8 protein-coding genes and 1 pseudogene are annotated in these 12,727 nt (G+C 73.4%); 6 read left to right on the plus strand and 3 right to left on the minus strand.

The window, feature by feature from the left end; all coding sequences use genetic code 11:
• Nucleotides 1-94 precede the first annotated feature (94 nt).
• Nucleotides 95-1,045, minus strand: coding sequence for a TIGR03619 family F420-dependent LLM class oxidoreductase (locus OG422_RS12455; protein ID WP_405742743.1), 951 nt, complete (start codon nucleotides 1,043-1,045; stop codon nucleotides 95-97).
• Between the two features lie 214 nt (nucleotides 1,046-1,259).
• On the opposite strand from OG422_RS12455, the pseudogene OG422_RS12460 reads away from it, so the two are divergent.
• Nucleotides 1,260-1,656, plus strand: a pseudogene (locus OG422_RS12460) (UTRA domain-containing protein).
• A gap of 61 nt (nucleotides 1,657-1,717) precedes the next feature.
• Here the strand turns inward: OG422_RS12460 and OG422_RS12465 are convergent.
• Nucleotides 1,718-2,959: an amidohydrolase family protein gene (locus OG422_RS12465; protein WP_405742745.1), complete on the minus strand. Its 1,242-nt coding sequence runs from the start codon at nucleotides 2,957-2,959 to the stop codon at nucleotides 1,718-1,720.
• Between the two features lie 474 nt (nucleotides 2,960-3,433).
• Here OG422_RS12465 and OG422_RS12470 point away from each other — a divergent pair, with 474 nt between their 5' ends.
• The 5 genes from OG422_RS12470 to OG422_RS12490 all read left to right on the plus strand — a co-directional run bounded on the left by OG422_RS12470 (nucleotide 3,434) and on the right by OG422_RS12490 (nucleotide 10,830).
• Nucleotides 3,434-6,406 carry a BTAD domain-containing putative transcriptional regulator gene (locus OG422_RS12470; protein ID WP_405742747.1) on the plus strand — a complete coding sequence of 991 codons (2,973 nt, stop codon included), beginning with the start codon at nucleotides 3,434-3,436 and terminating at the stop codon, nucleotides 6,404-6,406.
• Nucleotides 6,407-6,621: 215 nt separating this feature from the next.
• Complete coding sequence (locus OG422_RS12475) at nucleotides 6,622-6,903, plus strand: laminin G (protein WP_185994024.1); 282 nt, start codon at nucleotides 6,622-6,624, stop codon at nucleotides 6,901-6,903.
• Between the two features lie 942 nt (nucleotides 6,904-7,845).
• Nucleotides 7,846-8,097, plus strand: a complete 252-nt coding sequence (locus OG422_RS12480; protein WP_405742749.1) for a hypothetical protein — start codon at nucleotides 7,846-7,848, stop codon at nucleotides 8,095-8,097.
• Nucleotides 8,098-8,270: 173 nt separating this feature from the next.
• Nucleotides 8,271-10,076: a class I adenylate-forming enzyme family protein gene (locus OG422_RS12485; protein WP_405742750.1), complete on the plus strand. Its 1,806-nt coding sequence runs from the start codon at nucleotides 8,271-8,273 to the stop codon at nucleotides 10,074-10,076.
• Between the two features lie 163 nt (nucleotides 10,077-10,239).
• A complete protein-coding gene (locus OG422_RS12490) occupies nucleotides 10,240-10,830 on the plus strand; it encodes a TIGR03086 family metal-binding protein (protein WP_405742752.1) in 591 nt (196 codons plus the stop codon).
• 245 nt (nucleotides 10,831-11,075) lie between these two features.
• On the opposite strand, the gene OG422_RS12495 is transcribed toward OG422_RS12490, so the two are convergent.
• Complete coding sequence (locus OG422_RS12495) at nucleotides 11,076-12,704, minus strand: FadD3 family acyl-CoA ligase (RefSeq protein ID WP_405742754.1); 1,629 nt, start codon at nucleotides 12,702-12,704, stop codon at nucleotides 11,076-11,078.
• Between the last annotated feature and the right edge of the window lie 23 nt (nucleotides 12,705-12,727).

Genomic DNA, 12,727 nt, shown 5'->3' on the forward strand with positions numbered 1-12,727 from the left:
GATTTCGTCTCTGGTCCTGCGCTTGGTTCCGGGCTTGGTTCCGCGCCTGAACGGCGCTCCCGGCCGCCGCGCCGAGTGGGGCTCCCACCTCGCCTCACTCCTCCAACAACGGCCCGACCTCCGCCCCGAACGCCGCCATCTGATCCGTCAGCTCCTCCCGCCCCCGGCACCGGAACCGCACCTGGATCTGATCGACGCCCATCTCCCGGTACTCCCGCAGCGACGCGGCGATCCGCTCGGGTGTCCCGCTCAGCGCCCGGCGCCCGACGTCCCACCCGGGCTCACCGACGTACAACGGCTCGGTGATGGCCCCGATCTCCGCGGGCTCCGCCACCCCCGCGGCCTCCCGCAGCCCCTTCAACACTCCTATTTTTTCCCGTAGTTGGGGCCGCCGATCCCCCTGCGGCAGCCACCCGTCACCCCGTTCCGCGGCCCGCCGCACCGCCGCAGGCGAGGAGCCGCCCACCCACACCGGTGGCCGCGGCGTCTGCACCGGGCGCGGCGCCTGCCCCAGCTCCGAGAACGCGAACCGCTCGCCCACGAACGCGACGAACTCCTCGGGCCCCAGCGCCGCCTTCAGCGCGTCCACCGTCTCGTCCAGCAGCGCCCCGCGCCGCGCGAAGTCCACCCCGAGCGCCTCGAACTCCTCCTGGACGTGCCCGGCGCCCACCCCGATGATCAGGCGCCCGCCCGACAGCCGGTCGAGCGTCGCGAACTGCTTCGCCGACAGCAGCGGATGCCGCAGCCCGACCACCGCGACATGACTCAGCAGCCGCACCCGCTCGGTGACCGCCGCCAGATGCGCGAGCGTGGCCACCGGGTCGTACCAGACCGTCCCCATCGCCCCCGCCAGCCGCCGCGGAATCGCGACGTGCTCACAGCAGGCGACATACGCGAATCCGTACCGGTCCGCGACCCGCGCCACCGCCACCAGATCCTCCGGCCCCGCCGCCGCCTCCCACCCCTCCGCAAACACCCCACTCTGCGCCTGCACCGGCAACTGCATCCCATACGCCAACCGCCCGCTGGGCAGCACCCGCACCATCCCGCACCTCAAATCTGACGAGCCGTCACATTGCTACGGTGCGGCAATGGTGGGCGCTCCGGCGCCACCGGGCAAGAGGCCGACGGGCATCGACGGAACGTCGGCCGCCCGCCTCTACGGCGCCCCAGCACGCATCCGGCAGCCGGGCTCCCCGCCCCGCCTTCCCCTACCGTGCACACGAAGCCCGCAGACCATCGACACCCAGGAGGACGCGATGGGGAGCCGCGAGTGGGTCAGTACCTCGATGCCGTACCTCGCACACCGGGAGAAGGGTCAGCCCGACCCGTGGACCGCCGAGACCGCCGCCGCGGGGCGCCGCGGCCGCCAGCGCATCGTCCACGCCGGGGAGGTCGCGGCCCCACCGGAGATCGCGGTGCCACTGGGGCTCGCGCCGGGCGCGGACGTCGTCGTACGGCGCCCGCGTACGTGAGGACGTCACCGCCCGGATGCCCACCACCAAGGAGCGCGACGCCTTGGACATCGGGCCGGACACACCCGTACTCCACGCGATCCGGGTGACCTTCGACGACAGGGACCGGCCGTTCCAGGTCGACAGCATGGTGATGCCCGCGGGGCGCCAGCGGCTCCGCTACGAGATGAGGATCGGATGACCGGGCCGACAACCGAAGGCGAGGGCCACGACCGGCGCTCCCGTCCGGGCCGAGGTACCGGTCAACTCACAGGCGCCGACACCCCCCAAAGCCCCTCCCCCGTCAGCCCCAGCAGCTCGATCGCGTTCCCCCGCACCAGCCGCTCCACCACCTCACCCGGGAGGTGCCCCATCTGCTCCTCCGCCACCTGGCGGGAGCGGGGCCAGGTCGAGTCCGAGTGCGGGTAGTCCGTCTCGTAGAGGACGTTGCCGACGCCGATCGCGTCGAGGTTGCGGAGCCCGGAGGCGTCGTCGAAGAAGCAGCCGTGGACGTGGTCGGTGAAGAGTTCGGAGGGCGGGCGGAGGACCTTGTCGGCGACGCCGCCCCAGGCGCGGTTCTCCTCCCAGACGGTGTCGGCGCGTTCGAGGATGTACGGGATCCAGCCGATCTGGCCCTCGGCGTACATGATCCGCAGGTTCGGGAAGCGGTCGAACGTGCCGCTCATCAGCCAGTCGACCATCGAGAAGCAGCAGTTGGCGAAGGTGATGGTGGAGCCGACGGCGGGCGGGGCGTCGGCGGAGGTGGACGGCATCTTCGAGGAGGAGCCGATGTGCATGGCGATGACCGTGCCGGTCTCGTCGCAGGCGCGCAGGAAAGGGTCCCAGTGGTCGGTGTGGATGCTGGGCAGCCCCAGGTGCGGGGGGATCTCGCTGAAGCAGACGGCGCGGACGCCGCGGGCGGCGTTGCGGCGGACCTCGGCGGCGGCGAGTTCGGGGTCCCAGAGGGGCACGAGGGTGAGCGGGATCAGCCGCCCGCGCGACTGCGGGCCGCACCACTCCTCCACCATCCAGTCGTTGTACGCGCGCACCCCCAGCAGCCCCAGTTCGCGGTCCTTGGCCTCGGTGAACGTCTGGCCGCAGAAGCGCGGGAAGGTGGGGAAGCAGAGGGCGGACTGGACGTGGTTGACGTCCATGTCGGCCAGCCGCTCGGGGACGCTGAACGACCCGGGGCGCATCTGCTCGTAGGTGATGCCTTCGAGGCGTATCTCGTCGCGGGAGTAGCCGACGGCGGTGTCGAGGCGGGTCAGCGGGCGGTGCAGGTCCTCGTAGACCCACCAGTCGGCCAGCGGGCCGTCGTCGCCGGGGGCGCCCATCTTGGGGGCGAACTTCCCGCCGACGAAGGTCATTTCCTTCAGGGGTGCGCGCACGATCCGCGGTCCGGTGTCGCGGTACTTCGCGGGGAGTCGGTCCTGCCACACCTCGGGCGGCTCCACCGTGTGGTCGTCCACCGAGATGATCTGGGGAAGGGTCTCGTGGGTCTCCATGAGGGGTACGGTAACGCCGATCTGACGGATCGTCAGTAAGTGTGGGGGGGGCGGACCCCGGCCGACAACGGGTGCGCGCACGGCGCTCGCCGGGTTACGTTGTGCAGTCGCGCGAACGGATCCCGTAAGGGTGACGGTCCCGCACCCCGGGCGTGACGTACGGCATGCGAACAACCGGTGAAGAAGTGGCATGGACATGCACGGATCGGGCGGGGCGGGGCGGAAGCGGAGAGAGGGTGGAGGGGCAGCTCACGGCGGATCGACGGGCGGCCCCGCGCCCGAGGGGCGTCCGGCGGAGTGCGGCGCTCCGCTCCGGCGGCGCCCCGTCCGGCGCGGACGCCGGTGGCCGAGGAGGGTTTGTGGACGGTCCGGCCCCCTACTGACGCGAACCGCCGGGACAAGGCAGACTGACCGTTGCGCACACAGCGGAACGACACCATCACAGCACAGAGACGGCAGGGGCAGGGGGTCACCATGGACGACGGTCCGGGACAGAGGCGGGAGCGACTGCGCTTCACCGTGCTCGGTCCCGTGCGGGCGTGGCGCGGTGAGCACAAGCTGGGAGTGGGATCGCCGCAACAACGGGCGCTGCTCGCCGCGCTGCTGCTGCGCGGCGGACACACCGCCACCGCAGCCGAACTCGTCGACGCCCTCTGGGGCGGGGAACCGCCGCACGCCGCACTCGCCGCCCTGCGCACCTACGCCTCCCGCATCCGCAAGACCCTGGGGGACGACGCCGACCTGCTCGTCAGCGAGTCGGGCGGCTACGCGATCCGCACGGCCGACGGGCAGCCTCTCGACCTCGACCACGACCGCGCCGAGCAGTACGCCGCCGAAGCGGAGAAGGCCAAGGCCGCGGGCGACCGCTGCCGCGCCCGGGAACTCCTCGACGCCGCGCTGGCCCTGTGGGACGGCGAACCGCTCGCCGGACTGGCCGGACCGTACGCCGAGAACCAGCGCACCCGCCTCGACGAATGGCGCCGCTCGCTGCTGGAGTCCCGGCTCGAACTGGAGCTGGAGCTGGGCCACCACACCGAAGTGGTCTCCGAACTGACCTCCCTGACCGCCGCGCACCCGCTCCGCGAACGCCTGCGGGAGCTGCTGATGCTCGCGCTGTACCGCAGCGGTCGGCAGGCCGAGGCCCTCGCCGTCTACGCCGACACCCGCCGCCTCCTCTCCGAGGAACTGGGCGTCGACCCGCGCGCCTCCCTCTCCGAACTCCAGCAGCGCATCCTGCGCGCCGACCCGGACCTGGACGCGCCCGCGGCGCCCGGCTCCGAGCACGGCACGGGCGAACCGGTCCTGCTGCGCCCGCAGCAACTCCCGGCCACCGTCCCGGACTTCACCGGCCGGGCCGCCTTCGTCGCGGAGCTGAGCGACCAGCTCGCCACCGCCGAGGGCCACATCATGGCGGTCTCCGCGGTGGCCGGGATCGGCGGCGTCGGCAAGACCACCCTCGCCGTGCACGTCGCACACGCCGCCCACCACCGCTTCCCCGACGGACAGCTCTACGTCGACCTCCAGAGCGCCGGGAGCACCCCCGTCGAGCCGGAAGCCGTCCTCGGCGCCTTCCTGCGCGCCCTGGGCACCCCGGAGACGTCCATCCCGGACGGTCTCGACGAACGCGCCGCGCTCTACCGCTCCACGCTCGCCGGGCGCCGCATCCTCGCGCTGCTCGACAACGCCCGCGACGCCGCGCAGATCCGCCCGCTGCTGCCCGGCACCGAGGGCTGCGCCGCGTTGATCACCAGCCGCACCCGCATGATCGACCTGGCCGGGGCGCAGCTCATCGACCTGGACGTGATGAGCCCGGAGGAGGCGTTCACCCTCTTCACCCGGATTGTCGGCGAGGAGCGGGTCAACGCCGAACGCGAGGCGTCCATGGACGTCGTCGGCGCCTGCGGTTTCCTGCCGCTCGCCATCCGTATCGCCGCCTCCCGGCTGGCGGCCCGCCGCACCTGGACGGTCTCCTTCCTCGCCCGCAAGCTCGCCGACGAGCGCCGCCGCCTGGACGAGCTGCGCGCCGGGGATCTCGCGGTCAAGGCCACCTTCGAGCTGGGCTACGGCCAGTTGGAGCCGCAGCAGGCCCGCGCGTTCCGGCTGCTGGGCCTCGCCGACGGCCCCGACCTGTCGCTCGCCGCGTCCGCCGCCCTGCTCGGCATGGACACCGACCCCACCGAGGACCTGCTCGAATCCCTCGTCGACACCTCCCTGCTGGAGTCCGCGGCACCCGGGCGGTACCGCTTCCACGATCTGGTCCGGCTCTACGCGCGTTCCTGCGCCGAGCGCGACGAACAGCCGCCGGAGGAGCGGGACGCGGCGCTGTCCCGGCTGCTCGACTTCTACCTGGCGACCGCCGCCCGGATGTACACCCTGGAGCGGCCCGGCGACGCCCTCGTCACGCAGATGGAGACGCCGCACTACCCGGGCCTCGACTTCGCCGACCGCGCCGAGGCACTGGCCTGGCTGTTCAGTGAGACCCGCTGCCTCATCGCCTGCGCCCTGCAGAACACCGGCCCCACCGGGCTGCGGCGCGCCGTCGATCTGCTGCTGCTCACCCGCGACATGGCCGAGTCCGGCGCCAACAACCGGCAGTACGAACAGGCCAACCACGTCCTGCTGGCCGCCGCGCTGGAGGCCGACGACCAGCACGCCGCCGGGCGGATCCACTGGTCGCTGCTGCCGATCTGCACACAGTTCGGGCGGCTCAGCGAGGCCGACGAACACGCCAAACTGGCCACGCTGTTCGGACTGGCGGCGGGCGATCCCTTCACCTCGTCCAACGGGCCCAACGACCGCGGCATCATCGCCGGCATCCGCCACCAGCACGAGGAGGCCGAGGCGTACCTCAACCAGGCGCTCCTCGCCTTCCGGGAGAACAACAGCAAGCAGTCCGAGGCCAGCGCACTGTGCAACCTCTCCCGCGTCCATCTGGACACGGGGCGCACCAACAGCGCCATCCGCCTCGCGCAGCAGGGCATCAGTTGCTACCGCGAGGCCGGGGCCACCCGCCGCCTCGCCAACGGCATGTACGCCCTGGGCATGGCGCTCACCCTGGCCGAGCGGCTGGACGAGGCGACCGAGCAGCTCGTCGCCGCGCTGGCCATCTTCCGGGACAGCCGCCAGCGGTTCTGGGAGGCGATGACATATCTGCGGCTCGCCGAGGTCGATCTGGCCGCTCACCGCCCCACCAGCGCCGCCGACCACGCGGAGCAGGCGCTGAACGCGCTGCGCGGCATCGGCGGGGCCCACTGGCGGGCCGACGCGCTCCAGACGCTGGGCAACGCGCTCAACCAGATCGGGCACACCGGCCGCGCGAAGGTCTGCTGGCAGGAAGTGGTGTCCATCCACGAGCAGCTGGGCCTGTCCGCCGACAGTTCGATGAGCACCACGCTTGCGGGGAACACCGCCGGGCAGCCGTTGATGTCCCCCGCGGCGGTCGCATAACCGCAGGTCATCAGCGGCGTCACGGACGTTTATCGATCGTTCATCGCCGCCCGGCACTCTTATGGGTACCGAACCGTCGCCTCGGGGGGCAAGCGGCTCGGTACCCATGGCCACACCACCACGGTGTCCGGCCTTGGTCCGCTCGTCCGGCAACCCACGGGGGAGTTGCCGGACGAGTGGGTTCACCAACGCCCATGCACAGGAGTTGAGCCACCATGACCACGCAGCATTCACAGCACGGCGACGGAAACGACGCCATGCGCCCGATGGACAACAACCGCCCCATCCGCCCGATGGACAACAATCGTCCCATCCGCCCGATGGATAACAACCGCCCGATCCAGCCGGCTGACACCGCCGGAGCGGTCCAGACCCGGGACAACAACCGCCCGGTCGTCGGCTCCGGTGCGCTGGTCGACCACGCCGCGCCCGCTGCGGCCGACGGCGGCATCGAGACGAAGGACAACAACCGTCCGATCGCCGAGCCGAAGCACTGAGCCACGGTGAGGCGCCGTAGGTGTCGCGTCATACCGTCCACCGGACGCGATACCCACGGCGCACCCGCCGAGGGCCGGTTCCCTTACGGGATGCCGTAGGGGAACCCGGCCCGCGGATGCCACAGGTACGGCGGCACAGCGCACTCCCGGAGGGGGAAACCGGGTGCACGCACCGCCGTACGGCATCTGGGGGGAAGGTCCGGCCCGCGGGCCCCGGGGGGATCGGGGCGCCAACGGAACGGACCGAGGGGGCCGGGCTCTGGGGAGGGCCCGGAATGTCGGTGGCGGCCAGGCCGGGGGATGGCCCGGCTGCCGCTGACGGGGGGAACCGCACCGCTGCGGACCGGCGGTGCGGCGGCAAGGGGGGCGGGACCCGGGCCTGTTGGCTCGCGTCCCGTAGGGCTCGCCCGTGGGGGACGGCCCGTACGGATCACTCGTACGGAGCGGACCCCCGGGCCGAGGCCCATGAGGTCCGGGGCCTGCCGAGGCTCGTGGGCCATGAGGTCCGTGGGCCTGTGCGGACCGGGGGGCAAGACGTCCGGGCGGGCGGTACCTGGGGAGGGGCCGACCGTTCCGGGCACCCGGCGCCAGCGCGCGCCGGGCACGATCGGGGGATCGTGGCGGCCGGTTTCGATGACGTAATCAGGGGAGCCATCGAAACCGGCCGTACCCGTAGGGGGCCCGTACGAGGCCCGTACGGGTACGGGGCGCCGATCCGGGCCCGGGTGGGGGCGATGCGGGTGCAACGGTTGCGGTGACGGCCGAGAAGGGGTCGCAGCGGAGTGTCCCGCTCCCCCAAGAAGGCTTCAACTCGCGTGTTTTTTGGGCAACTTCCCGTGATTTGGTCGAACATCTGGCTGACAAGAGGCTACCTTCGTCTCGTCAGGCACGGTTCACACAAGGGAACGTTTCCCTACGGATCCCGCACACTTTGGAGCTGACATGAACCGCATCACGCGCACCCTGATCACGGCCGCCCTCGGCGCCACCGCCCTCGGCGTCGCGGCCTCCCCCGCCCTGGCCGACAGCCACATCCCGGCGCCGCCCACCACGCGGGACAGCCACATACCGTTCGTCCCGGGGGACAGTCACATTCCGTTCGCGCCCGGTGCCGTCACCGCGAGCGACAGCCACATCCCGGTCGCGCCCGGCACCGTCACCACGGCCGACAGCCACATCCCCCTCGTCCCGTAGAACCACACCCTTACGGCAACCACCCGGCGGCCGGCCCCGCACCCGTAAGGGTCCCGCGGGCGCCGGCCGCGGCCGTTTCCGGCACAGTCGACTCCCGGCCCGAATCTGGACCTGACGGACCATCAGTTCTACTCTTGGCGCCCCGCACCGCTCCCTCGTGGCCAGGAGGCGCCGTGTTCGAGTCCGGCCGTGTGCACACACTCTGGGAACTTGTCGAGTACCGCGCGGGAGCCTCCCCCGGGGCGCCGATGTTCTTCGACGCCGAGGGGCGGCGGATCACCTTCGTACAGGCGCGGAACGCGGCCCTGCGGGTGGCCGCCGGGCTGTGGGGGCAGGGCGTCCGGGCCGGTACCCGGGTGGCCTGGCAGCTGCCGACGCGGATCGGCACGGTGCTCGCCTCCCTCGCGCTGGCCCGGCTCGGGGCGGTGCAGATACCGGTGCTCCATCTGCTGCGGGAACGCGAACTCGGTTTCATCCTTGCCGAATCGGCGGCCGAGTTCGTTCTCGTCCCCGGGGTGTGGCGGGGCGTCGACTTCACGGCGATGGCGCGGGGGGTGGCCGGGCCAGGCGTGCGGGTGCTGACGGTCGGGCCGCGGGGCGACGCGGACCGGGACCGGGGGCGGCATGGGGGCGGGGACGAGTACGAGTACGACGGTCGCGCCGGGGAGGGCTCCTGGGTGCCGCACCACGGCCCGGGCCGGGAGCGCGGGCTGACGGCCGGTGACCCCGGCCCGGACTTCGGGCTGCCGACCGGCGACCCCCGGGTGCTGCCTCCTCCCCCTGCGCCGCCGCTTCCGGGGATCCCGGCCGTCACCAGCTGGATCTCCTACACGTCCGGTACGACCGCCGCGCCCAAGGGCGTCGAGCACACCGACGCGTCGCTGATCGCCGGGGGGTTCGGGCTGGCCACGGCGCTGGGGATGTCGGGGGACGACGTCGGCTCGATCGCGTTCCCGTACGCCCATATCGCCGGGCCCGACTACCTCGTCGCGATGCTGGCCGGCGGCTTCCCCGCCGTCGTGCTCGACGCCTTCCGGCCGGACGCGGCGGCGGCCGTCTACCGGCGGCACGGCGTGACCATGGCGGGCGGCAGCACCGCGTTCTACCAGGCGTTTCTCGATGCGTCCCGACGCCGTCGGGAGGAACGGCCCGGAGCCGGGCCGCTCCTCCCGACGCTGCGGCTGCTCTCCGGCGGCGGGGCGCCGCTGCCGCCGGAGCTGTACGCCGAGACCGTGGCGGAGCTGCACTGCGCGCTGGTGCACGGCTACGGCATGACGGAGTGCCCCATGATCACGATGGGTACGCCGTACGACGGGGACGAGCAGCTGGCGCGGACGGTGGGGCGGCCCGTCATGGGCGCGACGGTACGGATCACCCGGCCGGACGGTTCCGAAGCCGCGACCGGTGAGAGCGGTGAGGTGACGGTCAAGGGGCCGATGGTCTTCCGGAGGTACACCGATCCGGAGCTGACCGCCGCGGCGTTCGACGCGGACGGGTATTTCCGCACCGGCGACCTCGGCCATCTGCGGCCCGACGGGCACCTCGTCCTCACCGGGCGCCTCAAGGACATCATCATCCGCAAGGGCGAGAACATCTCGGCGCAGGAGGTCGAGGAGCTGGTGCGGACGTATCCGGGGGTCGCCGAGGCGGCGGTGATCGGCCTCCCGGACCGGGCCCGCGGCGAGCGGGTGTGCGCCGTCGTCACCCTCACCGCCCCCACGGCCCCGCGGCCCACCCTGACCGCACTGACCGCACACCTGCGAGCAGCGGGGCTGATGACGCAGAAGCTGCCGGAACAGCTGGAGATCACCGACGCGCTGCCTCGGGGCGGGCCGTTGTCCAAGGTCCTCAAGACGGCGCTGCGGGAGCGGTACGGGGAGGCGGCGCCGGGCGGGAGGGCAGCGCCCGGGGAGGGGGTGCCGGGCGAGGCGGCGCCTGGGCGGAGTGCGTCCGGGGAGGCGGCGGCCGGGGAGCGGTAGGGGCCGGAGTCGGGGCCGGGCCCTCGCCCCGGTGGCCGGGTGGCTGTCGTCTCCCCGGCGATCGGCCCGGTGTGGCGACCGAGGCGCGGACCCCGGGGCCGTTTCACTGAGGGCCGGGCCGGTGGCACGGCCTGACCGGTGACGACGGAAGGAAGGCCCGGACATGACGGAGACCATCGACTTCGGCGCGCAGACCGCACTGATCGCCCACCTCGCCGCCCGCACCCGCGACGAGCAGTTGGCCGCGCCCACACCGTGCACGGAGTACGCGGTACGGAATCTGCTGGGGCATCTCGTGGGCCTGACCTCGGCGTTCCGGGACGCGGCGGCCAAGGACCTCGGCCCCTCGACCGCGACCTCTCCGGGCAGCGCGCTGCCCGATGTCTCGCCCGGGTGGCGCGACGAACTGGCCGCGAACCTCGACGCGCTGGCCGCGGCCTGGCACCGCACGGGCGCCTGGGAGGGCGAGACGCAGGCCGGTGGCATCACCCTGCCCGCCGCCCTCGCCGGGCGGATCGCGCTCAACGAACTCGTCCTCCACGGCTGGGACCTGGCACGCGCCACCGGCCTGCCCTACGCACCCGACACCGCGAGCCTCGGGGTCTCGTACGCACTGCTCGCCCCCGCCGCCGAGGACCCGGCCCGCGGCGGCATGTTCGGCCCGGCCGTCCCCGTACCGGACGATGCGACCCTGCTGGACCGCGTCGTGGCCCTGAGCGGCCGCCAACCGGACTGGACACCGCCCCGGGGGTAGCGCGGGGCCGGGGCCGAGCGGCGCCCGGCTCGGGGACCCGGCGAGCTCGGGGACCCGGCGAGCTCGGGGCCCGGTGCACTCCGGCCCGGGCACGCCGCGGGCCCCGGCTGACCGCAGCGCCCGGCACACCCCGAGCCCCGACGTGCGGCACCCTCGGCGGGCCACGGCGCCCGGCGGGCTCGGGGACCCGGTGCGCCCCGGCCCGGGCACGCCGCGGGCCCCGCTCACCGCAGCGCCCGGCGAGGTCACGCCCCCTCCGCCCCCGTCCGAAGCCGCATCTTCAGCACCTTCCCACTCGCATTGCGCGGCAGCTCCGGTACGAACTCGACCTGGCGGGGCACCTTGTAGTTGGCCATCTCGCGGCGTGACCAGGCGATGAGGTCGTCGGCGGTCAGGCTCGCGCCGGAGCGGCGGACGGCGTACGCCTTGCCGACCTCGCCGAGCCGGGCGTCGGGTATCCCGACGACGGCTATCTCCGCGATATCCGGATGGCGGCCGAGGAGTTGCTCGATCTCGGCCGGGTAGGCGTTGAAGCCGCCGACGATGAACATGTCCTTGAGGCGGTCGGTGATACGGAGGTTGCCGCCCGCGTCGAGGACGCCGATGTCGCCGGTGCGCAGCCAGCCGTCGGCGGTGACGGTGCGCGCGGTGGCTGCCGGGTCCTCGAAGTAGCCGGACATGACGTGGTACCCGCGGACCTGCACCTCCCCGGGGGTGCCGGGCGGTACGGGGCGGTCCTCGGTGTCGGCGATGCGGACCTCGGTGCCGGGGACGGCCCGGCCGCTGGTCGCGGCGACCACTTCGGGCGGATCGCCGCGGCGGCACATCGTGACGAGGCCGCCCGCCTCCGACAGGCCGTACGCCGTCAACACGGTGGCCACGCCCAGCTCGCCACGGAGGCGTTCGACCAGCTCCAGCGGGACGACGGCGGCGCCGGTGACCACGAGCCGCAGCGCGGACAGGTCGTGCCGGGCCCGGGCGGGGTGCTCCAGGATCTGCTGATGGAGGGTGGGCGGGCCCGGCAGGACGGAGATCCGTTCGGCGGCGATGCGGGCGAGCGTGGCCTCGGCGTCGAAGACGGGCTGCGGCACCATCGTGGCGCCGCGCAGCAGGCAGGCGATGATCCCGGCCTTGTAGCCGAAGGTGTGGAAGAAGGGATTGACGATGAGATAGCGGTCGCCCTCCGCCAGACCGGCGAGGTCGCTCCAGGTGTCGTAGGCGCGCAGCGTCTGGGCATGGGTGAGCACCGCGCCCTTGGGCCGCCCGGTGGTGCCGGAGGTGAAGAGGATGTCGGAGGGGTCGTCGGGGCGGACGGCGGCGGCGCGCTCGCGGACCGCGCGGGCCGGGACCCCGGCACCGGCGGCGAGGAAGGCCGGACGGCTGTCGAAGTCGGCCGGGGCGTCATCGGCGAGGACCACCACCCGCTCCAGGTCCGGCAGCCCGGGCAGCGGGCCGTCGCCGGGCCCCTCCCGGGCGGCGCGGCGCAGCGCGGCGACGTAGGAGGTGCCGAGGAAGGCGCCGGTGACGAAGAGGAGCCGGGCGCGGGTGCGGCGCAGGATGCCGACGGCCTCGGCGCCCTTGAAGCGGGTGTTGACCGGCACCAGGACGGCGCCGGCGGTGACGGCGCCGAGCGCGAAGACGATCCAGTCGGGGGTGTTGGGGGCCCAGACGGCGACGCGGTCGCCGGGGGCCACTCCGGCGGCGAGGCAGGCGGCGGCCGCCCGCTCGACGCGTTCGCCCAGCTCGGCGTAGGTGAGACGGGTGCGGCCCTCGGCCACGGCCTCGCGCGGGCCGTACCGCTCGGCGGCCTCGCGCACCAGGCGGGGCAGGGAGCCGTACCGCAGATCCGCTCGCGTTTCCAGGTCATCGCGCATCGAACCGCCTCCCGCGAAAGAGC

The organism is Streptomyces sp. NBC_01525 (assembly GCF_045040405.1).
GTDB classification, from domain to species: domain Bacteria; phylum Actinomycetota; class Actinomycetes; order Streptomycetales; family Streptomycetaceae; genus Streptomyces; species Streptomyces benahoarensis.

What these genes read in the sequence shown, in the direction of transcription:
- OG422_RS12455 (WP_405742743.1), bottom strand. Translation starts at nt 1,045, where the DNA reads ATGGTGCGGGTGCTGCCCAGCGGGCGGTTGGCGTATGGGATGCAGTTG.
- OG422_RS12465 (WP_405742745.1), bottom strand. Translation starts at nt 2,959, where the DNA reads ATGGAGACCCACGAGACCCTTCCCCAGATCATCTCGGTGGACGACCAC.
- OG422_RS12470 (WP_405742747.1), top strand. Translation starts at nt 3,434, where the DNA reads ATGGACGACGGTCCGGGACAGAGGCGGGAGCGACTGCGCTTCACCGTG.
- OG422_RS12475 (WP_185994024.1), top strand. Translation starts at nt 6,622, where the DNA reads ATGACCACGCAGCATTCACAGCACGGCGACGGAAACGACGCCATGCGC.
- OG422_RS12480 (WP_405742749.1), top strand. Translation starts at nt 7,846, where the DNA reads ATGAACCGCATCACGCGCACCCTGATCACGGCCGCCCTCGGCGCCACC.
- OG422_RS12490 (WP_405742752.1), top strand. Translation starts at nt 10,240, where the DNA reads ATGACGGAGACCATCGACTTCGGCGCGCAGACCGCACTGATCGCCCAC.
- OG422_RS12495 (WP_405742754.1), bottom strand. Translation starts at nt 12,704, where the DNA reads ATGCGCGATGACCTGGAAACGCGAGCGGATCTGCGGTACGGCTCCCTG.